The organism is Paraburkholderia phenazinium, from assembly GCF_900142845.1.
Lineage (GTDB): Bacteria > Pseudomonadota > Gammaproteobacteria > Burkholderiales > Burkholderiaceae > Paraburkholderia > Paraburkholderia phenazinium_A.
Genome location: NZ_FSRU01000002.1, coordinates 2,559,263 through 2,579,868, shown reverse-complemented (window position 1 = coordinate 2,579,868; position 20,606 = coordinate 2,559,263). Strand labels below are relative to the sequence as shown.

General features: G+C 61.4%; 23 protein-coding genes and 1 tRNA gene. 11 read left to right on the top strand and 13 right to left on the bottom strand.

From position 1 onward, the window contains the following. Positions 1 to 19: 19 nt before the first annotated feature. Positions 20 to 463 carry a MarR family winged helix-turn-helix transcriptional regulator gene (locus tag BUS12_RS28545; RefSeq protein WP_074300720.1) on the top strand — a complete coding sequence of 148 codons (444 nt, stop codon included), beginning with the start codon at positions 20 to 22 and terminating at the stop codon, positions 461 to 463. Positions 464 to 527: 64 nt separating this feature from the next. Here BUS12_RS28545 and BUS12_RS28540 read toward each other — a convergent pair whose 3' ends face one another. The 4 genes from BUS12_RS28540 to BUS12_RS28525 all read right to left on the bottom strand — a co-directional run bounded on the left by BUS12_RS28540 (position 528) and on the right by BUS12_RS28525 (position 2,318). Beyond that, positions 528 to 965, bottom strand: a complete 438-nt coding sequence (locus tag BUS12_RS28540; protein WP_074300719.1) for a response regulator — start codon at positions 963 to 965, stop codon at positions 528 to 530. Positions 966 to 1,053: 88 nt separating this feature from the next. Then, complete coding sequence (locus tag BUS12_RS28535; protein WP_074300718.1) at positions 1,054 to 1,422, bottom strand: response regulator; 369 nt, start codon at positions 1,420 to 1,422, stop codon at positions 1,054 to 1,056. A 32-nt stretch (positions 1,423 to 1,454) separates the two neighbouring features. Further along, positions 1,455 to 1,838: a response regulator gene (locus BUS12_RS28530; protein ID WP_074301756.1), complete on the bottom strand. Its 384-nt coding sequence runs from the start codon at positions 1,836 to 1,838 to the stop codon at positions 1,455 to 1,457. A 111-nt stretch (positions 1,839 to 1,949) separates the two neighbouring features. Further along, a complete protein-coding gene (locus BUS12_RS28525) occupies positions 1,950 to 2,318 on the bottom strand; it encodes a response regulator (protein ID WP_074300717.1) in 369 nt (122 codons plus the stop codon). A gap of 277 nt (positions 2,319 to 2,595) precedes the next feature. Here BUS12_RS28525 and BUS12_RS28520 point away from each other — a divergent pair, with 277 nt between their 5' ends. The 4 genes from BUS12_RS28520 (at position 2,596) to BUS12_RS28505 (ending at position 5,938) form a co-directional block, all read left to right on the top strand. After that, positions 2,596 to 3,813, top strand: a complete 1,218-nt coding sequence (locus BUS12_RS28520) for a sensor histidine kinase (protein ID WP_074300716.1) — start codon at positions 2,596 to 2,598, stop codon at positions 3,811 to 3,813. Positions 3,814 to 3,900: 87 nt separating this feature from the next. Then, positions 3,901 to 4,908 (top strand): alpha/beta fold hydrolase, encoded by a 1,008-nt coding sequence (locus BUS12_RS28515; protein ID WP_367117666.1) that lies wholly within the window; start codon positions 3,901 to 3,903, stop codon positions 4,906 to 4,908. Positions 4,909 to 5,230: 322 nt separating this feature from the next. Next, entirely contained in the window at positions 5,231 to 5,620 is a 390-nt protein-coding gene (locus BUS12_RS28510; RefSeq protein WP_074301754.1) for a DUF2917 domain-containing protein, read from the top strand. Between the two features lie 57 nt (positions 5,621 to 5,677). Continuing rightward, entirely contained in the window at positions 5,678 to 5,938 is a 261-nt protein-coding gene (locus tag BUS12_RS28505) for a hypothetical protein (RefSeq protein WP_074300715.1), read from the top strand. A 26-nt stretch (positions 5,939 to 5,964) separates the two neighbouring features. On the opposite strand, the gene BUS12_RS28500 is transcribed toward BUS12_RS28505, so the two are convergent. From BUS12_RS28500 to BUS12_RS28480, 5 genes are all read right to left on the bottom strand, one after another. Beyond that, on the bottom strand, positions 5,965 to 6,288 hold the full coding sequence (locus tag BUS12_RS28500) for a hypothetical protein (RefSeq protein WP_074300714.1): 324 nt from the start codon (positions 6,286 to 6,288) through the stop codon (positions 5,965 to 5,967). A gap of 114 nt (positions 6,289 to 6,402) precedes the next feature. Further along, a complete protein-coding gene (locus tag BUS12_RS28495; RefSeq protein WP_074300713.1) occupies positions 6,403 to 6,789 on the bottom strand; it encodes a hypothetical protein in 387 nt (128 codons plus the stop codon). A 71-nt stretch (positions 6,790 to 6,860) separates the two neighbouring features. Then, positions 6,861 to 7,505: a hypothetical protein gene (locus BUS12_RS28490; RefSeq protein ID WP_074300712.1), complete on the bottom strand. Its 645-nt coding sequence runs from the start codon at positions 7,503 to 7,505 to the stop codon at positions 6,861 to 6,863. A 64-nt stretch (positions 7,506 to 7,569) separates the two neighbouring features. Next, positions 7,570 to 7,914 carry a hypothetical protein gene (locus BUS12_RS28485; RefSeq protein WP_074300711.1) on the bottom strand — a complete coding sequence of 115 codons (345 nt, stop codon included), beginning with the start codon at positions 7,912 to 7,914 and terminating at the stop codon, positions 7,570 to 7,572. Between the two features lie 12 nt (positions 7,915 to 7,926). After that, on the bottom strand, positions 7,927 to 9,018 hold the full coding sequence (locus BUS12_RS28480; RefSeq protein ID WP_074300710.1) for a CAP domain-containing protein: 1,092 nt from the start codon (positions 9,016 to 9,018) through the stop codon (positions 7,927 to 7,929). Positions 9,019 to 9,593: 575 nt separating this feature from the next. On the opposite strand from BUS12_RS28480, the gene BUS12_RS28475 reads away from it, so the two are divergent. Then, on the top strand, positions 9,594 to 10,622 hold the full coding sequence (locus BUS12_RS28475; protein WP_171991727.1) for a helix-turn-helix domain-containing protein: 1,029 nt from the start codon (positions 9,594 to 9,596) through the stop codon (positions 10,620 to 10,622). Positions 10,623 to 10,794: 172 nt separating this feature from the next. Here the strand turns inward: BUS12_RS28475 and BUS12_RS28470 are convergent. The 4 genes from BUS12_RS28470 to BUS12_RS28455 form a co-directional block, all read right to left on the bottom strand. Next, a tRNA-Met gene (locus BUS12_RS28470) sits at positions 10,795 to 10,871 on the bottom strand. 116 nt (positions 10,872 to 10,987) lie between these two features. Next, positions 10,988 to 12,646: an MFS transporter gene (locus tag BUS12_RS28465; RefSeq protein WP_074300708.1), complete on the bottom strand. Its 1,659-nt coding sequence runs from the start codon at positions 12,644 to 12,646 to the stop codon at positions 10,988 to 10,990. A gap of 226 nt (positions 12,647 to 12,872) precedes the next feature. Further along, positions 12,873 to 14,414, bottom strand: coding sequence for a sensor histidine kinase (locus BUS12_RS28460; protein ID WP_074300707.1), 1,542 nt, complete (start codon positions 14,412 to 14,414; stop codon positions 12,873 to 12,875). A 9-nt stretch (positions 14,415 to 14,423) separates the two neighbouring features. Continuing rightward, positions 14,424 to 15,206, bottom strand: a complete 783-nt coding sequence (locus BUS12_RS28455; protein WP_074300706.1) for a response regulator transcription factor — start codon at positions 15,204 to 15,206, stop codon at positions 14,424 to 14,426. A gap of 232 nt (positions 15,207 to 15,438) precedes the next feature. Between BUS12_RS28455 and recA the strand changes: the two genes are divergently transcribed. The 5 genes from recA (at position 15,439) to sucD (ending at position 20,473) form a co-directional block, all read left to right on the top strand. Next, on the top strand, positions 15,439 to 16,515 hold the full coding sequence (recA, locus tag BUS12_RS28450; RefSeq protein ID WP_074300705.1) for a recombinase RecA: 1,077 nt from the start codon (positions 15,439 to 15,441) through the stop codon (positions 16,513 to 16,515). A 7-nt stretch (positions 16,516 to 16,522) separates the two neighbouring features. Beyond that, positions 16,523 to 17,254 carry a recombination regulator RecX gene (gene recX / locus BUS12_RS28445; RefSeq protein WP_074300704.1) on the top strand — a complete coding sequence of 244 codons (732 nt, stop codon included), beginning with the start codon at positions 16,523 to 16,525 and terminating at the stop codon, positions 17,252 to 17,254. A gap of 271 nt (positions 17,255 to 17,525) precedes the next feature. Continuing rightward, complete coding sequence (locus BUS12_RS28440; protein ID WP_074300703.1) at positions 17,526 to 18,284, top strand: DUF2889 domain-containing protein; 759 nt, start codon at positions 17,526 to 17,528, stop codon at positions 18,282 to 18,284. Then, positions 18,281 to 19,450 carry an ADP-forming succinate--CoA ligase subunit beta gene (gene sucC / locus BUS12_RS28435; protein ID WP_074300702.1) on the top strand — a complete coding sequence of 390 codons (1,170 nt, stop codon included), beginning with the start codon at positions 18,281 to 18,283 and terminating at the stop codon, positions 19,448 to 19,450. Before BUS12_RS28440 ends, sucC begins: the two co-directional genes overlap by 4 nt. 141 nt (positions 19,451 to 19,591) lie before the next feature. Then, on the top strand, positions 19,592 to 20,473 hold the full coding sequence (gene sucD, locus BUS12_RS28430; RefSeq protein ID WP_074300701.1) for a succinate--CoA ligase subunit alpha: 882 nt from the start codon (positions 19,592 to 19,594) through the stop codon (positions 20,471 to 20,473). Positions 20,474 to 20,606: the final 133 nt, after the last annotated feature.

Sequence of the window (20,606 nt, the reverse complement as noted above, 5' to 3'; positions counted from 1 at the left end):
GCTTTCGTATAATCGCGCGATGAAAACCCAATTCGAAGAGCGCTTCGGCTTCCTGATTTCGGACGTGGGCCGCCTGACCGGCAAGCGTTTCGACGATCTCGCCAAGTCGAGCCTCGATCTGACTCGCGCGCAATGCCGTGTGCTGGCTTATCTCGCCCACTACGGGGACGTCAACCAGGCCCGTCTCGCGGTCCTGCTCGAGGTCGCGCCGATTTCGGCCGGGCGTCTGCTGGACCGCATGGAAGAGGGCGGCTGGATCGAGCGCTGGAGCAATCCCGAGGACCGCCGCGAACGGCAGGTGCGCATGACCGCCAAGGCCGAGCGCGCGCTCGGCAAGGCGCGCAAGGTCGGCGACGAAGTGGCCGCGGAGGGTCTGAGCGGCTTCAGCGACGAGGAGGCGAAGCAGTTGATCGCGTTGCTGCAGCGGGTGCGCGGCAATCTCAGCCGGATTGTGGATCGCTAAACGGTGATAGAGGGTGCGCTCGCGCGGCGGATTGGCCCGTCCGTTTCCGAGCAGGCCATGCCCGCTAAACCCAGAGTTTCCACGGGACCGGCTGCCATCGCGAGGCAGGCGGGGCGGGTGCGTTCGTTCGCGATTGGGGGCCGGCGAGGCGCATCATCAGCAAGGAGTCGACGGCCGATTCGAGCGTCTCGAGTTCGACTGGCTTACGAATAAACACATTCCAGAGCGCCGATTTGTCCGCGGGCGGCGTGCGGCCCGACGACATCACCACGGGAATCTGGGCGAGCGCCGGATAGCATTTCAGGCGCTGGCACAACTCCACGCCGTCGGTGCCCGGCATGTTCCAGTCGGTGACGATCAGATCGGGCAGACAGCGGCTCGCTTTCGCCAGGGCCGTCTTGCCGTCTTCCGCGACGATCACGTGGTGGCCGCGCTCCTCCAGCACAAGCTTGAAAAGCCAGAGCGAATCGATCTCATCGTCGACGAGCAGAATGGTAGACATGGTTCCAACATTCAGATGCCTTTCCTGCTTTGGCGCAACAACCATGCCGCCAGGGCACGGGGGGCGCTGTGGTGCGGTACGGTGGCCGTCAGTCCGCCTGCGCGATGAGCCTCGTCAACTGGTCCGCCGACACCGGCTTGGTCACGTGCACGTCGAAGCCGGCCTCCGTGGCGGCCCGTTTATCCGCCTCGCCGGCATAGCCCGTTAGCGCGATCAGCCGTGTGCCGGCGAGACTCGCGTTGGACCGCAGTATCCGCGCGAGCTGCATGCCGCTCATATCCGGCATGGAGACGTCGATCAAGGCCAGGTCCGGAACGAACGTCTCGACCGCGGCCAATGCGTCCGCGCCGCTGTACGCAGTGCGGACCTCGTGCCCGTCCATTTCCAGCAACATGGAGAGGGCGTCGATGGCGTCGGCCTGGTCGTCGACGAGAAGTATTTTTTTGGGTTGCGTCATTGCGTGGGGGCTAAAGGGTCGGGTGGATGCGTCTAGCGCCAAAGTTTTTGCATCAGTGCGAGCAGGGCGACCGGCGGTGTCCCTTTGCGGCAGTAACCGTCGAAGTTGTGCCGCGCCGTGCCGGTTTCGCGGACATGATCGTCATCGAGCGACGTAAAAGCCACGATTCCAAGGTTCGTCGTGGGTAAGTACGTGCGCAAGGCCTGAGCGGTTTCAAAGCCGTCGCGCTCCGGCATCATGATGTCGAGCACCACCACATCCGGGACCCAGTCCCTGACACAGCGCAGTGCCTCGCCGCAACCGCCGGCGGTGCGCGTTTCAACGCCTTCGTAAGAAAGATAGGTGGCAAGCGCTTCGGCCGCGTCGGCGTTGTCGTCGACCACCAGCACGCGCGGGTGGACGTTGAGGACACGAATCTTGCGAGCGCTCCAGGTTTGACAGAGTGATGGGGACGGGGCTTGGTGCAATTCTCGAATGCCTTTAATACGGGTTCTTAAGCGTGCAGCAAGGCTCATGCCACGGCGCGATCAACGCGGCGGTCGGTCACCCTTGCAGAGTTGTTCGATCGTAGTCAGAAAAATTTGCATGGGCGCGGGCTTGCGCAGGCAGGCATTCCACGTTTGCACCTCTTCGACGCTGGGCGGCGCGGCCGAGTGAATCATGATCGGCACGCGGGCGAGGTCAGGATGAGCCTTTAGTTGGCGGCATAGCTCGGCGCCGCCCATCAGGGGCATCATCCAGTCGGTGATCACCAGATCCGGGATGCTTTCCTTCAGACGCTCGAGTGCCTGGAAACCGTTGCGTGCACAACATACCCTATAACCTTCGTCGAGCAGAATGGCCTGCCATGCGGCGAGGATTTCCGGGTCGTCATCCACAAGCAAAATCGAGTGCATTTGCAATGGCCAGTTCGTGAACGTCGTTTTAGCCGTTACAGGCATGCAAAAGCCGTTCCATTGCGCGTGGTTGGGGCCATAATGACTTCGCTTTCAAGGGCCGTGGGGCGTGCGTGGCCGGTCCGAACCCCTGCCGCAAAGGGCTGCGGGCCTGCGGCGGCAGATCTGACCGGGGCGAATGTTCGGATGAAGAGCGTCGTCGATACAGCGCGTGCCGCGTTCGATACGGTAGATGTCGATTCCTTTTTGTAGAAACGTTACTCACCGAGTGGCCGTTATGACTGATACACCCAAAGGGCCTCTGCGCGGGTTCGCCGATTTTCTCCGCAGCGAGCGGGTTCGCTTGACCGAGCAGTGGATGAAAGAGGTCTTCGGCGACGTCGACCTGATCGAGGCCGACAAACTGACGTACGAACAGCTTGCCGATCACCTGCCGGAGATTCTCGACGGGTTGTGCGCCGCGCTCGACGCGGAGGATCTCGAGAAGGTGGAGCCGGCCATCGAACGCGACGCGCGCATGCATGGTCTCGTACGCTGGCGCCAGGGATACCGGATCGAGGAACTGGTGCGTGAACTCGATCTGTTCCATCAGACGCTGGCCGGGGCTCTCGAGACATTCGCCGATACCGGAAGCGGCTTCACGCGCCGCCACGAAAGACGGGCCCGGCGCCTGATTGCCGAAGCGTTGAGTTTCGTCACCTTGACGTCGATCCGCGAGGTGGTGAGCGAGCGCGACCGGAAAATCGACGACTACACCGGCAAGCTCGAACGCGCGAATCATGAATTGAAGCTCAACCAACGGCTCGTCAGCGATCTCCATGAGTCGCGCATGCAGATCACCCGCAGCGTGGTGCATGACCTGCGCAATTTCCTGAATGCGTTCTCGGTGGCTTTGACGTTGATCGGGCGTGCGCCGGCAAAGGCTGAGGCCGCGTTGACGCTGGCCCATCGTCAGGCGGCGGATATGAAGCAACTGGTCGACCAGATGGTGGAGTATTCGGTCGTGCTGGGCGATAACAGTCCGCCGGAAGCGGAGCCGTTTGACGTGAGGGTGTTGTTCGACGAACTGGTGACTTCGTGCCGACCTGCTATCGAAGCAAAAGGCTTGCGCCTGAAGACCGCCTGTGACGCCGAGCTCGTGTCCGTGACTTCGAATCGTCTCAAGGTGAAGCAGGTGGCGCTCAACCTGTTGTCGAACGCGACCAAGTACACGGCCACGGGCGAAATCGAACTGGCTATCGGCGGCGCGGGAGAGGGCCACTGGTCTATCCGGGTCTCCGATACGGGCATTGGGATCGCGGCTTCGGATGCGGACCGGGTGTTCGATGAATTCGAGCGCGCCGCCGGTGACGATATACCGGGCACAGGGCTGGGCCTTGCGATCGTCAAGGAGCTTTGCCGCGTACTGCATGGGCAAATCCGCTTCGAGTCGCGTGAAGGTCGTGGGACGACGTTTGAGATCTGCTTTCCGCTTGACCTGGGATTAGTGGAGTAGTCGGGCAGTACGTTTGCGTCGCCGGTTGGCGGTTGCATTCTTCGCGGAGCATACTGCCCCCTCGCCAGGTTCGGACAAGGGACAGTCGTGAAGCGATGGATTATTCGTATTGCATCGGCGCTTGTTGCGCTGATTGCTTTAGTCGTATTGACAGGCAGTGGTTATGAGTTCATTCAACGGCATCACGTGACGCGGGATTTTCCTGCGCAGGGGACGCTAGTCGATATCGGCGGCCGCAAGATTCAGCTTGATTGCAGAGGCACGGGATCGCCCACGGTTGTGTTCGAATCAGGTCTGGATATCAATGGGTCGCTGAGTTGGTCCGCTGTTCAGGATGCGGTGGCTAAGACCACGAGAGCCTGTTCGTATAGCCGCGCAGGCATCATGTGGAGCGACGCGCCAGGTCGCGCTCAAAACGGCCGGACCGTGGCCGAGGATCTGCACAAGACCTTGAACGCAGCCGGCGAGCATGGTCCGTTCGTGCTGGTCGGGCACTCGCTGGGCGGTCCCTACATCATGACTTATACCCATTACTACGGTCAGGACGTCGCGGGTCTGGTGTTCGTGGATGCTTCGCATCCGGACCAGACGCAACGGCTCAAGGGTGTGATGCCGGAGCAGAGCATCTTCCTCGGCAAACTCGCCGCGTCGCTCGCCTGGACCGGCGCGTTGCGTCCCGTTGCGCCCGTTCTGGTTCCGCAGGAGCCGCACCAGGATCTGCACGATGTCGAGACGATTCGCGCGTACGCGCCCACGTCTCTCGGTCCGATGATGCTTGAAGACGAAGCGCTAAACGAGACGCTCACCGAAGCGGGGACTTTCCGCCAGCTCGGCAACCGGCCGCTTTTTGTGCTGACCGCCATGGCGCCGTTCTCCGATGCGGAGCTTCAGTCCATGCAGATCACGGCTACGCAAGGGCAGAAAATCAAGGCGGTCTGGAAGCAGATGCAGGACGACGAGGCGACGTGGTCGTCGAGAAGTCAGCATCAACTCGTGAACGACTCGAGCCACTACATTCAGTTTTATCGCCCTGATGCGGTGATCGACGCGGTGCTTTCGGTGGTCGGGACTGTACGGGCGGATCAGCATCAATAGTTCGATGCTGGATCGCGCAGCTTGCGAATGCACGCTGCATGAGCGCAAAACGTGGCGTCACGCGTGTCGCGCCTCACGCACGTTTTGGCAACTTTTTATTGACAAGCCATAGCGTGCAATAGAAACTCCAAGACATGAAAGCGCCCGCCCATATCGCCACCGCGACTAAACACCGAATGATCGTACGTTGGTACGAATCATCGGAGGCGTGTGTGCGTTAGCAATTTGCAGTAGCGCAAGTCACAAGGCCTCGCCGGAAACGGATGAGGCCTTTTTCTTTTGGTGGCTCCTCCGTCTCGCGGCTCAATCGACGGAGATGACCATGCACGACGCTAGCCAGCAGTCCGATTGTTCCTGCTTCCCTTATGACCATTCTGTGCGCGCGATGCATGCGCCGAGGATGGTGATTCACTTAAGCCTTCTGCCGCGGCAGACCATGTCGTGGCGCGTGATGGCCCACTGCGAGATCCGCGCTCATGGCGAGCGTGTCTGGTTGACGCGCATCTTTTCTCCGTACGACCACTGGCTGCAAGCGGGAGATGTGATCCGGGTCGCGCGCGGCGAACGCATCTGGTTGAGTGCAGACGGCGAACGTCCAGCGGAAGTGACTTTAACTAGCGAGTACGTTGGGCGACGACGTAGGTTCGATCGATGGCCTGTGGTGCGCTGGGTGGAGCGCGCTTTCGATAGCTTGTTGCCGGTGGCGCGGTAAGGCGCGATCGACGCTTGCTGGTTGGACTGATTACTACATCATATATAGGAATACGAAATGAATTCGGATATGCAGAAGCCAGTGGTGAATAGAGATGTCGCAGGTTGGAGAGGGTTTGTTTCGGGCGAGGGACTGCAGTGGGTGGTTGGCATTGCCAACATGCTATTGATACTCGGCTTGTTTGTATTGGCTGTCGCGAAGGCGCCGTCGAGCGTGAGGTCCAATAACGCGCGTTGCCTTCAGCAGGTCGCCAACGAGGAGCACGTGAGTCTGGAAGCGTTCTTTCAGAATCCGGTGGAGCAGGATGCGCTGGTCTAGGCTATGAATGTTTGCTCCCGCTGAGCTTACTGTTGAGGCGGCATGGTCGAGTCGTAAGGCTGAACCAGTTCCAAGCATGTGAACTCACCCGTTGTCGAACCTGTTTTCGCGTCGGTGACGCGGTGAGTCTCATTGCACGCGAACATGCTCGCGTCTTTTTGCAGGTAGTAGACGGTTGTGACCAGACTGAGGCTGCCAGGCGACGGGGCATGGTCCACCGCGACAAGCTTGTATCCGCTTTGAATTAAGGTCGCGAAGGTGGTCGAGGCGTCTTTCCATTGCTGGTTCGGAGCCGCGTGGGCAGACAGGGCGGCGAGGGAGAGGAGGGCTGAGGCTGCGAGGTTCTTCATCGGGGGGCTTTACTCTCGGAAGGTGTGTTTATACTCGACACGCGCGGCGAGGCAAAGGTTCAATTTGTTGGGCCGGGAGGGAGCGTTGCTCTTGACCATCGGAACTCGCAACCGTCACGCCTCGCTCGCCGACTTCACGAACAGGTGGCCAAGTCTGCTGGCGAGGATGAACCATCCGACTGCGGCATTCAGAAAGACCTCGAGCAGCCAGCCGTGAAAAAAGCCGGATGACGTAGGCCCGGAGAAAATGCCCGGCAAAAAGAAGCCGAACATGCACAGCGCTGCTCCAAGCAGCAGCCAGCCGAAATCGACGGCTCGCTGAGCGCTCGTTGTGAGGATCGGCATAGTCAGGAAAATTACGATTCCGAACCCGAAAAGCATGTTTAGGATTGGAATCGACATGACGAAAGAGAAGATGAAAATGAACATCGTGCGACCGATGTTCTTGCTGCGCTGCATTTGGGTTTCAACGCTTGCGATCTTCGGTTTTTGCGCTTGCATGGTTGTTCCTTGGAAAAGCGCCGAGGCCGCGCGGTTGGCGGGCGTCGGCGAAGGGGCCGCTGAAAGGGTCATTAGGGCCTGGAAAACTTGACTAGCTCGACGTGGGTGCTCGTCGGCGCGACGCCGGCTGCTTTGTCGGAGAAGTCGGCTTTCACGATGCGACCGACGCTCGGGGCATACCAGTCCGTTTCGCTAGTGCGCCCGCCCCCTTTGTTTCCCCCGCCTGCGGACCATGAGACGAGCTGCTCGACGCGCAAAGCTTCGAACGAGCCTGCAGCCGTGTCAACGCGCTCCACGCCGACGACCTTCGTTTGCCGCTGGCCGATGGCTTCCCACGAGCCGGAGTGATAGGCGTAGGACGAGGTCCATTCGTCGCCGACGCGTAAAGGGAAGCGAAGCTTGCCATCGCTCGGCTCGTAGCTGGCCGTTCCCAGCTTCACGATATTGCCGTTGGCGTCGAGGATCGTCGCGCCACCGTTGACTATCGCGCGGCCGTCCTCGACTCGCGCGACAGTCTGCGTGTAAGTTGAATTTTTGGCGGGTTCAAGGTCGTTCCTGTATTGAAACGTCCAGGTCTCGCCCGTGACGTAGGCGGGCGCGTCAGCTTGCGTAAGCGGCACCGGCTGGGCGACGGGAGCGGGAAAGCTCGCCGGAGACACGGCGGAGGCCGCGATTGCCGCTGAAGCGGCGAGTGAAGTCAGGTCCATAATCAGCAATCCAAAATGGTTCAAAAAGTGGGCGACCGCCGCTCAACGCTTGCCGTTGCCGACTGCCCACGCGTCAGCCTTTGCCGACGTCGCTGGCGATCCATCCATCCGAGCCTTTGAGCATGCGAACGCGACTGGCTCCGCCATTGGATTCAAGGTCGCATACGTAGGCCTTGTCGCCATCGTTCTTGCAGCCGATGAGCTTGATCCCATCGACTGCCTGCTTTTGCTGGTCGATTTGCTTGTCCAGGAAGGCGCTCTTGCCCATTAGCTGCTCGGCTTGCGCGCGCCCGGCCTCGACTTGCTTTTGCAGCGCGGCGCGCACATCGCCCTCGCTCGGAGAGCCACTGCATGCTGACAGCAGAACAGAGACGCAGATGGTGCCGACGGTGGCCGCGCGTTCGATTAGTTGTTTCATGTCGAAATCTCTTCAGTTCAGGATGATTCGCCGCGGTGCGACTTGCTTCAAGGCATTGGCTTCGCTTGCGCTTGACGAGCTGGTCGACGTCGGCGCGCCGATCGGCGTGTTGGCGGTCGCGGCGGTCGTAAAAGCCCAGGACAGCGAGAAGGGCGTCGCGGCCAGAGACGTGTTCGAGAGCGTGCCGGTCACTTTAACTGTGTAAGTCGTGCCCGTTTTCAGCGGCGAGAACGGTACGCACATGGCCTCGCGCGCCGCCTCGGAGTTGTTCGAGCTGTCGACTTCCTGGCACGGGACGCTTGCGCCCGTGGAATCCGTGATAACGAACGACACGTTCGAGAACGCGGCGTTGTCTCCACCCGTTAGCGTCACCGGATAGCCGACCACCGTGTTTTCATACGGCTGAGATTGCGTCGTCTGCGCCATCGGATTGGGGCTTTCGTTGGCGAACCACGAGGTGTCGACGTTCAACATGCCGTTGTATGGCCACGCGACGAGTTGGCTGTCGGCGATGAACTGCTTGTAGTCGGCGAAATCGACAGTCAGCGTCGACAGTTGGGAATCGCTTGTTGTGTTCGCGACGCCAACCCCGGCATGCACTGAATCGAACAGGGCAACCGCGCGATGGAACGGAGCGTCAAAGAGCCCTGTGATCGCTTCCGTGGAATTTGCGAAGGGCCCTGAGAATCCGGCTGTGATCTCGCCGACGGACTGAGTCGAGTAATAGAGGTTGACTCGTTCGAGTGGCGTCGCTGCGGTGTAACCCGCTTGTCCCGAAGTCTCGTCGTGCCCGACGATGTCGTTGTCCTGCTCCCAGATCGAATGGTTTTGTGCCGCCTGGGCCACGCCCGTCTGCGACGAAAGCGCTGGCAGACCGATTTGCGCGCGCTGATAGTTGATGAAGTTGAGCGCATCCGTTGTCGTGTCGCCGGTCGCGGCGAACGAGCCGGCGCTTGCGCCCGGCGCGGCGAGCAGGGCGACGCTTGGCGCTGCGGCGCTCGAGCTTGTGCCACTGGAAGATTCCCCGCCGCTGCTACCGCCCCCTCCGCCGCATGCGGCGAGCATGCACGCCGCCGCTGCGGCGCAAATTGCTGTTCTTTTCATGATGGTCCTGGCTGTTGCCGGAGCATCGACGTCCAATCCGTCGATCTCCGTGCGTTAAATGAGGCGTATTGCGTTCTCGCTATAGCGTTACGCGTCAACTTTTTGTGCGTGGCGAAGCTGATACGAGCGTCTCGCGTCGTTTTTTGTGACGCCAGGAGGCGACAAATGACAAGTGAGGAGTCGGGCAGCGATGGCCAGGCGCCACGAGGCTGAGCGACAACGAGCGCGGCCGCATTGCAGCGCGTGGGCGCGGCCAAAGGCATAACGAAGGTTTCCGCGATGCAGATCGCATCGAGTGGCGCGGCCATCTTTTGCTTCGACAACTGGCGACGCTCGGCCTGCGTTTGGATTGATAGTTCTCGACATGACGATTCCCCGATGATGGTCGGAGCGACTTTGTTGTTTGCCGTCGCGCCCTGACCGTTGTGCAAATGATCGACAAAAGGCACCCGGAGCGTCCCTCATTTTGTCCACGAAAACCCGTCGTTTTGTCCAACGTGTCGTTTTGTGAGTTCTCGATCTTTTGAATGACAGGTTTCGCGAATAAGATGCGGAAAAGCCAAAAGGGGTTGTCAATGCCGCAGCCATTGCGATTTGATAGCGCGCGCCTTAAAGCGGACGACGCGGAAGAAATTTGGCGCGAAGTGATGCGCCCCATGTATGAGATTGAGCGGTCGAAATCAGATCTGGCCGCCCAGATAACCGCTTGGAGCCTTGGCGGCACGATGCTGCTCACACATCACGCCGCGAAAGACGAAGTGCAATTCCGGCGGACGCGGAAGCGCATCGCGACTTCCGATTTGGACCAATACCTCGTCCACTGCCTGCTTGGCGGCGAACTGATGTCGGCGTCCGCGGAGGGCGAGCAGCGAGTGCCGCTCAACTCCGTCGCTGTTCGCGACATGTCGCGCGAAAACATTGGCTTTGCGCGTGATGCACCCATGCTGACTCTGAGCATTCCACGGCGAGCGCTGGACAAACGCATGCCTCAAGGGGCTGTTCTGCACGGCGCCTGTTGGGATGCGGCTGACCCTGTCGGCGCGCTCGTCGCGTCTCACATGCGCGCCTTGGCACAGGTCTTGAGCGAGATGACGGACGAGCAATCGAGCGTTGCGGCGGAGGCCACGCTGGAATTGCTCGCTGCGTGCCTGTTGCCGAAGGCGATTAAGCGTGAAGTCACAAAAGACGATCCGCGCCTGGCCCCGATGCTGCGCACGCAAGCAGAGGCGCACATTGAACGCCATTTGATCGATCCTGAACTGGGCGTCGCGTCGCTCTGCAAAGCGCTAAAGGTTTCCCGAACCGCTCTCTATGACCTTTTTGCGGTATCGGGCGGGGTGGCTAAACACGTTCGGGAACGCCGGTTGGATGAGGCGATGCGTCGCCTGGTCGACCCGAAGCGGCTGCGTGAGCGCGTCGGCGAGATCGGTTATGGCGTGGGGTTCGCGAGCGAGACGACATTTGCGCGCGCGTTCAAGGAACGTTTCGGATGCGCACCTAGCGAGGCGCGTGGGGAGCAGTTGGCGCCGAAAAAGACCACCGTGGATGCCGCGATGGACAACCTGGAGGCGATGCGCGCGGCGGTGATCAGTCTGCGGGCATGACAAAGGCGGTCCGAATGGCGTAAAACATCCAGCGCGAAAGCGCGACCCTATCCTTCGCCATACCGTTGAGTCTGGGTGTCAACGCGCACGGCCTCGCCGGCAGCGCGCGAGTTTACCGCCCAAACAACAAGCCCCGCCGCTCAGTGAAGAGGGGCGGGGCCGTCAGCGAAACTGGTGGCGAATCAGGGATTCGAACCCCGGACCTGCGGATTATGATTCCGTCGCTCTAACCGGCTGAGCTAATTCGCCTAAAGAAGAAGCGAGATTATGAAGATGGCGGCGGGAGCTGTCAACCCCTGCCGCCCAACATTTTCACCCTTCACCGCCGAGACCCTAACCGGACCCGGCGGCGGGAGGCGCAAGCCTCAATCCTTCGCGTAAATATCCGAGTCCTTGGTTTCCTTGACGAACAGCACGCCAATCACAAACGTGATGAGCGCGATCACAATCGGATACCACAGCCCCGAGTAAATATTGCCCTTCGCCGCCACGATGGCGAACGCGGTAGCCGGCAGGAACCCGCCGAACCAGCCATTGCCGATGTGGTACGGCAGCGACATCGACGTATAGCGGATCCGCGTCGGGAACATCTCCACCAGCATTGCCGCAATCGGCCCATACACCATCGTCACGTAGATCATCATGATGGTCAGGATCACCACGCTCATCGGCCAGTTGATCTGCGACGGATCGGCCTTGGCCGGATAGCCGGCGGCCTTGAGCGTCGAGCCGAGCGACTCGTCGAACGCCTTGCCCTGCGCCTTCGCGTCCGCCGCCTTGCCGTCGAACGTGTTGATCACCGTATCGCCCACCTTGATCTGCGCGAGGGTGCCGGCCGGCGCCGCAACGTTGTCGTAGTTCAAGCCCGCCTTCGACAGCGCGCTCTTCGCAATGTCGCACGACGAGGTGAACTTCGCCGTACCCACCGGGTTGAACTGGAACGAACACTCATCCGGATTGGCGATCACCACGATCGGCGACTTTTGCGTCGCGGCTTCGAGCGCCGGGTTGGTGAAGTGCGTGAGCGCCTTGAACAGCGGGAAGTACGTCAACGCGGCGATCAGCAGGCCGGCCATGATGATCGGCTTGCGGCCGATCCGGTCCGACAGCGAGCCGAAGAACAGGAAGAACGGCGTGCCGATCAGCAGAGCCAGCGCAATCAGGATGTTGGCGCTCGAACCGGCAACCTTGAGCGTCTGCGTCAGGAAGAACAGCGTGTAGAACTGCCCCGTGTACCAGACCACGGCCTGGCCGGCCGTCAGCCCGATCAGCGCGAGAATCACGATCTTCAAGTTCTTCCATTGGCCGAATGCTTCGGTCAGCGGCGCCTTGGAGGTCTTGCCTTCCGACTTGATGCGCTCGAATGCCGGCGATTCATGCAGTTTCAAGCGGATCCACACCGAGACCGCCAGCAGGATGATCGATGCAATGAACGGCACGCGCCATCCCCAGACGCCGAACGCGTCCTCGCCGATCGACGTCCGCACGCCGAGAATCACGAGCAACGACAGGAACAGGCCGAGCGTGGCCGTCGTCTGGATCCAGGCAGTGTAGAAGCCGCGCCGGCCAGCCGGTGCGTGTTCCGCGACGTAAGTTGCCGCGCCGCCGTACTCGCCGCCGAGCGCGAGGCCCTGCAGCAGCCGCATCGCGATGAAGATCACCGGCGAAGCCATGCCGATCGCCGCGTATCCGGGCAGAAAACCGACCAGGAAAGTCGAGACGCCCATGATCACGATGGTGATCAGGAACGTGTACTTGCGCCCGACCATATCGCCGAGACGCCCGAACACAATCGCGCCGAACGGCCGCACGGCGAAGCCTGCCGCGAAGCTGAGCAGCGTAAAGATGAAGGCTGCGGTGGGATTGACCCCGGAGAAAAAGCTCTTGCTAATGTAGATCGCGAGTGAGCCGGCCAGGTAGAAGTCGTACCACTCGAAAACCGTGCCTAGCGACGATGCGAAGATTACTCGCTTCTCTTCGTGCGTCATCGGCACGTGGGAGATTTGCCCGCCAACGGTTGCCATATGTCGTCTCCAATATTGATATATACGCGGCCCGCCCGGAAGACGCGCCCGTGATCGGATTATTGGAGTGGAAACTTACGGCCTACTGACGCGGTATCTCAAAACAAAGAGAATAGGGAGGTGGGGTCGGATGCGGTCTTTGTCTGCCAAGAGGCATTCAAGTGTCGCGCATCGTCAAATAAGTTGTCGGCATCTCGCGAATTTATATTTTCTGGGCGCCGGGCGGTTAGGGTAAGTCCCGGGCCGTTTCGCGTACCTTTAAGCTGACGCGCACGAGTGTGCCGGCCAGCCGCGGCGCCGATTGATAGACGTTGTCGTCGATCGTCAGCGTGCCGCCATGCATGGTTGCGATCTCGCGGACGATGGCGAGGCCAAGCCCGCTGCCGTCGCCCTCCCTGCCGAGAATCCGGTAGAAGCGTTCGATCACCCGCGCCCGTTCCGCGACCGGAATGCCGAGGCCGGTGTCTTCCACCTCCAGATGGACCTGCCGCGTGGCCGCGTCCGGCCGCACCCGCACGGTGATACGTCCGCCGGCCGGTGTGTAGCGGATCGCGTTGTCGATCAGGTTGGAGAGCATCTCGCGCAACATCAGCAGACTGCCGTCTATTTCCACCGCTTCGTCCGGCCCTTCATAGCCGAGATCCATCTGCTTGGCGAGTGCGGCCTGCACCCAGTCGCGTACCGCGTTGCGGGCAACCTCGGTGATCTCGACCGGCGCAAAAATCTGCCCCGACAGCCGGTTTTCCGCCCGCGCCAACGCCAGCAACTGTGTGACGAGCCGCGCCGCGTGTTCGGAGCTGGTGGCGATCTGCTCGAGCGAGCGGTGCACTTCCTCGGACACGTCCTGGCGCAGCGCTAGCTCGGCCTGGGTGCGCAGGCCGGCGAGCGGGGTCTTCATCTGGTGGGCCGCATCGGCGATGAAGCGCTTTTGCAGCTCCATAACCTGTTCTAGACGCGTTAGCAGGTCGTTGAACGACGTGACCAGCGGTTCGATCTCCGGCGGTGCGCGGCGCGATTCGAGCGGCGACAGGTCGTCCGGACGCCGCGCCCGGATATGGGCCTGCAGCGCGTGCAGCGGCGCGAGCCCGCGCGACAGTCCGAACCACACCAGCACGATCGCCAGCGGCAGGATCACGAACTGCGGCAGGATCACGCCTTTGATGATGTCGTTGGCGAGCTGGCTGCGCTTGTCGAGCGTCTCGCCCACCTGCACCAGCACCGGCAGCGCGCCCGGTGTCTGTGGAAACTCTACCGTCGTATAGGCGACGCGGATGTCGTTGCCGCGCAGCACGTCGTCGCGGAACTCGACGAGCCCCGGCGGCGGCCGGTCTTCCTCGTGCGGCAGCGGCATGTCGCGGTCGCCGCCCACCAGTTCGCCGCGCGTGCCGAGCACCTGGTAGAACACCTTGTCGACGTTGTCCGCACTCAGGAAGTCACGCGTCGCATCGGGCAGCGACAGTTCGGCGACGCCGTTGACCGGATGGATCTGCCGCGCCAGTACATAGGCATCGGTTTCGAGCGCGCGGTCGAACGGGCCGTTGGCGATCGACTTGGCGACCAGATACGTGACCGCAATGCTCATCGGCCACAGCAGCAGTAGCGGCGCCAGCATCCAGTCGAGAATTTCGCCGAACAGCGAGCGCGGCCGGGCCTCGGCGGAGGCTTCGGTTTCGTCGGGCGGCGCGAACGGGTTCGCGTAGCGGGCGTCGCGCGCCTCGTCGTCGAGGTCCGCCGCTTGCGCTGTGGCGCGCTCTACGCGTGCGGACATGGGTGGTCTCTATTTGAAGTGGTGGCTCGCGGGCATCGCGCTGGATGCGGGCGAGGCGGGCGCGGCCGGTTCGGGCGTCGAGCGTGAGGCGTGCGTGTCGGACGCCGCTCCGGCCGGCGTGGCCGAGGTAGCCTTTTCCAGGCAGTAGCCGAGGCCGCGCACGGTGATGATGCGCACGCCGCTCGGCTCGATCTTCTTGCGCAGCCGGTGCACGTAGACTTCGATCGCGTTGTTGCTGACCTCTTCGCCCCATTCGCACAGGTGATCGACCAGTTGCTCTTTCGACACCAGCCGGCCGATCCGCTGCAGCAGCACTTCGAGCAGGCCCAGTTCGCGCGCGGACAACTCGATCACCTGCTCGTTGATATAAGCGATCCGGCCAACCTGATCGAACGACAGCGAGCCATGCCGCACCACCGTCGGGCCGCCGCCCGCGCCGCGGCGGGTCAGCGCCCGCACGCGCGCCTCGAGTTCGTTGAGGGCGAAGGGCTTGGCCATATAGTCGTCGGCGCCGAGGTCGAGGCCTTTGACGCGTTCGTCGACGCTGTCCGCCGCGGTCAGGATCAGCACCGGCAGGTTCGAATTGCGCGCCCGCAGACGGCGCAGCACCTCGAGCCCGGACATGCGCGGCAGGCCGAGATCGAGTATCAGCAGGTCGAACGTTTGCATCGACAGCGCGGTATCGGCTTCGACGCCGTTCTTCACGTGATCAACGGCGTATGCCGATTGGCGGAGTGATCGAACGAGACCGTCCGCGAGTATGCTGTCATCTTCGGCAATGAGAATTCGCATGATGCGCCAGCCTGGCTTTGCCGGCACCGTGATATCGCCCGGCGCGCAGCGGTCTCCAACGATTTTTGTGGGTAGTGTGGCGCACCCCGATCGCACATAAATGTCTCCACGTGCGAATCGTGCTTGCCAAAACTACTGTTTTTTTATACAGTGTCTGCGTTTAGCGTGCTGTCCGTGATGAATGGGCTGCACATCTGCCTCAGACGCCGTTCATCATAGCAAAGGACGATTCATGGAAGAAAGCAAGAAAGGCTCGGCTGGACTGACTGCTGAAAAGAGCAAGGCATTGGCTGCCGCGCTCGCGCAGATTGAAAAACAGTTCGGCAAAGGGTCGGTCATGCGACTCGGCGCAGGTGAGGTGGTCGAAGATATCCAGGTGGTCTCAACGGGATCGCTGGGTCTTGACATCGCACTGGGTGTCGGCGGTTTGCCGCGTGGCCGTGTGGTCGAAATCTACGGGCCGGAATCGTCGGGTAAAACCACGCTGACACTGCAGGTCGTCGCCGAAATGCAGAAGCTCGGCGGCACAGCAGCGTTTATCGACGCGGAACACGCGTTGGACATCCAATACGCCGGCAAGCTCGGCGTGAACGTGAACGATCTGCTGGTTTCGCAGCCGGACACGGGCGAACAGGCGCTGGAAATCTGCGACGCGCTGGTGCGTTCGGGTTCCATCGACATGATCGTGATCGACTCGGTCGCGGCACTGGTGCCGAAGGCTGAAATCGAAGGCGAAATGGGCGACTCGCTGCCGGGTCTGCAAGCGCGTCTGATGTCGCAGGCGCTGCGCAAGCTCACCGGCACGATCAAGCGTACGAACTGCCTCGTCATCTTCATCAACCAGATCCGTATGAAGATCGGTGTGATGTTCGGCAACCCGGAAACCACCACGGGTGGTAATGCGCTGAAGTTCTATGCGTCGGTGCGTCTGGACATTCGCCGGATCGGTTCGATCAAGAAGAACGACGAAGTGATCGGCAACGAAACGCGCGTGAAGGTCGTCAAGAACAAGGTCGCGCCGCCGTTCCGCGAGGCGATTTTCGACATCCTGTACGGCGAAGGCATTTCGCGTCAGGGTGAAGTGATCGACCTGGGTGTGTCGGCGAAGATCGTCGACAAGGCTGGCGCCTGGTACAGCTACAACGGCGACCGGATCGGTCAGGGTAAAGATAACGCACGCGAATTCCTGCGTGAGAATCCCGAGATCGCACGCGAAATCGAAAATCGCATCCGTGAATCGCTGGGCGTGAACGCAATGGCGGAAGCCGCCGTAGGCGCAAGCGCTGAAGTCGCGGGCGAAGAGGAGTGATCGTCGCGTGATACGCAAGGGCCGGCCTGTATCTCATGCAGGACGTGATGCGGACGGCCCGCGTGACGGTGATCCCGACGGAGACTCCTTTGACCCGTTCGAGTCTTTCGACGCGCACGATCAGGCTTCGGGCCGCGCGTCTGCATCTCCGCGCACTTCCGGCAGTTCCACCTCGCCGGATTCTGGCGATGCCGCCAGCGCTTCCGCAGAAACCACCTACACCCGCTCGCGCCGCACGCCCGGCGAGGCGCCGTCCGATGACGACCGCGCCGCAAAATCCCAGCGCCCCGCTCGTTCGCTGAAAGGCCGCGCGCTCGGTTACCTGTCCCGCCGCGAATACAGCCGCGCCGAACTCGCGCGCAAGCTGACGCCCTTCGTCGAAGAGACCGATTCTCTAGAGACTTTGCTCGATTCGCTTGAAAGCGAGGGTTGGCTATCCGATTCGCGTTTCGCCGAGAGCCTGGTCCACCGTCGCTCGTCACGTCTTGGCGCCAACCGGATTGTCGGTGAGTTGAAGCGGCACGCGGTCGGCCAGACGTTGATCGAGGAGGCGAGCGCCCAGTTGCGCGAAACCGAACTGGCGCGTGCCCAGGCGGTCTGGCGCAAGAAATACGGCGAGCTTCCGCAAACCCAGGCTGAGCGAGCAAAGCAGGCGCGCTTTCTCGCCGCGCGCGGATTCTCCGGCGCGACGATCAGCAAGATCCTTAAGGGCATCGAGGACGAGTGGGCTGACGGCTAACGGCTAACGGCTGACGGCTAACGGCTAACGGCTAACGACGGCTAACATCAGACGCGCAGCGGGCCGCAGCCAGGACGCAGCCGGACCCAGCAACTCACACCCACACCACCCAGCAACCCACACCCCCGTCCGAACCGTTTGGCGCCCACACCCGACGCGACACCAGGCCGCATCCGCCGGCCCCGGATTGGTGCTATGCACAATCCAACCTGTCTCAAATACCCGGTATGCTAAAATCAAGGGGTTTTCCAATTCGGCCTTTTCCTTCCGCATGCCGCTTTCCCCGCCCGTCTCCCGTCAGTTGCGCCATCGCCGCGCAATTCGTGCGGAAGCCTATGAGCGCGAGGACGGCCTGTGGGACATAGAGGCGTGTCTCACCGACCAAAAGCCACGTGATGTGGCACTTGCGTCGGGCGTCCGGCCCAACGGTCTGCCGATCCATGAACTCTGGCTCCGCATTACGATCGATCGCAAGCTCAACGTTGTCGACGCGCAAGCGTCGTCCGACTGGGTGCCCTATCCCGGTCTGTGCGAAGCCACCAATCCCGCCTATCGGGCCCTCATCGGGCTCAATCTGTTCAACAACTTTCGCCGCGAAGCCGCCCGTTTGCTGGGAGGCACGGCAGGTTGCACGCATCTCACCGAGTTGTGCGCTTTCCTTCCCACGGCCGCCATTCAGGCGTTCGCCGGTGAAGTGTGGAACACGAACGACAGTAAGCCGCCGCACGAAGCGGCTCCAGGGGACGCATCAGGGGACGGTTCACCCAAAGCCTCAGACGAACACTCAAACGACAAGCCGCCATTCCAGCTGGGTCGCTGCCACGCGCTGCGATTCGACGGCGAGGCGGTGCGACAGTTTTATCCGCGCTGGTATGGCCACGCGCCGCGTTCAACGGAGCGTGCGGATACAGCAAGCGAACAAACACGCCACGCCGCCGGAAACGGCAACGGCGCCGGCACGTCCCGTTTGAACGACAGCAGCGGAAACGAAGTTCAATCCAACTCTCAGACTGAAGGGAATCACGCATGAAGATTCACGAGTACCAGGGTAAGGAAATCCTGCGGAAATTCGGCGTCGCGGTACCGCGCGGCAAGCCGGTCTTCTCGGTGGATGACGCGGTCAAGGCCGCTGAAGAGCTCGGCGGCCCGGTATGGGTCGTGAAGGCTCAGATCCACGCGGGTGGCCGTGGCAAGGGTGGCGGCGTGAAGGTCGCAAAGTCGCTGGAACAGGTTCGTGAATACTCGAACCAGATCCTCGGCATGCAACTCGTCACGCACCAGACTGGCCCGGAAGGCCAGAAGGTGAACCGCCTGCTGATCGAAGAAGGCGCTGACATCAAGAAGGAACTGTATGTCGGCCTCGTGATCGATCGCGTCTCGCAGAAAGTCGTCGTGATGGCTTCGAGCGAAGGCGGCATGGACGTCGAAGAAGTCGCGGAAAAGACGCCTGAGCTGATCCACAAGATCGCTGTCGACCCGTCGGTCGGTCTGAAAGATTCGGAAGCGGATGAACTCGCCACGAAGATCGGCGTGCCCGCCGCTTCGCTGCCGCAAGCACGCGCGATCCTGCAAGGCCTGTACAAGGCGTTCTGGGACACCGACGCATCGCTGGCCGAAATCAACCCGCTGATCCTGACCGGCGACGGCAAGGTCATCGCGCTGGACGCCAAGTTCAACTTCGACTCGAACGCCCTGTTCCGTCATCCGGAAATCGTGGCTTACCGCGATCTGGACGAAGAAGATCCGGCTGAAGTCGAAGCATCGAAGTTCGATCTCGCGTATATCTCGCTCGACGGCAACATCGGCTGCCTCGTGAACGGCGCTGGCCTTGCAATGGCAACGATGGACACCATCAAGCTGTTCGGCGGCGAACCGGCGAACTTCCTGGACGTGGGCGGTGGCGCCACGACCGAGAAGGTCACGGAAGCGTTCAAGATCATGCTGAAGAACCCGAACCTGACGGCCATTCTGGTCAATATTTTCGGTGGCATCATGCGCTGCGACGTGATCGCGGAAGGCGTGATCGCGGCTTCGAAGGCTGTCTCGCTGAAGGTGCCGCTCGTGGTCCGCATGAAGGGCACGAACGAAGACCTGGGCAAGAAGATGCTGGCTGAATCCGGCCTGCCGATCATCGCGGCAGACAGCATGGAAGAAGCGGCTCAGAAGGTCGTCGCGGCCGCTGCGGGCAAGGCGTAAGCCTGCCGGGCGTTTTCCAGGCGAATTTGCCAAGGCGGGTTTGCCAAGGATTAACCAGGATTACGAATGGCGGCGCGTGAGCGACGCGGGTGAAGAACAATCCCGCCCCGCTCGCGGCGCCAGACGAACAGAGGTCAATACATGTCGATTCTGATCAACAAAGACACCAAGGTCATCACGCAGGGCATTACCGGCAAGACCGGTCAGTTCCACACGCGTGCTTGCCGTGAATACGCAAACGGCCGCGAAGCTTTCGTCGCCGGCGTGAACCCGAAGAAGGCCGGCGAAGATTTCGAAGGCATTCCTATCTACGCAAGCGTGAAGGAAGCGGCGGCTGAAACCGGCGCAACCGTTTCGGTCATCTACGTTCCGCCGGCAGGCGCAGCGGCAGCAATCTGGGAAGCCGTCGAGGCGGATCTGGATCTCGCAATCTGTATCACGGAAGGCATTCCTGTCCGCGACATGATCGAGATCAAGGACCGTATGCGTCGCGAAAACCGCAAGACGCTGCTGCTCGGACCGAACTGCCCGGGCACGATCACGCCGGACGAACTGAAGATCGGCATCATGCCGGGTCACATCCACCGCAAGGGCCGCATCGGCGTCGTGTCGCGTTCGGGCACGCTGACGTATGAAGCAGTCGGCCAGTTGACGGCGATCGGCCTCGGCCAGTCGTCGGCAGTCGGTATCGGCGGCGACCCGATCAACGGTCTGAAGCACATCGACGTCATGAAGATGTTCAACGACGATCCGGATACGGACGCCGTCATCATGATCGGCGAGATCGGCGGTCCGGACGAAGCGAATGCCGCTGAGTGGATCAAGGGCAACATGAAGAAGCCGGTGGTTGGCTTCATCGCGGGTGTCACGGCTCCGGCCGGCAAGCGCATGGGTCACGCTGGCGCGCTGATCTCGGGCGGTGCCGATACGGCTGAAGCCAAGCTGGAAATCATGGAAGCTTGCGGTATCAAGGTCACGAAGAACCCGTCGGAAATGGCGCGTCTTCTGAAGGCGATGCTGTAAATCGAAATAGGCCGGCCAGATCGGCCTGTTTTTTGATACTCTTACGAACTCCTTTCGTAAGAGCGCAGTCCTAAAGCGAGGGAGCGAGTAATTGCTCCCTCGCTTTTTTGTCGACCAGAGTCAGCGCTTTGGC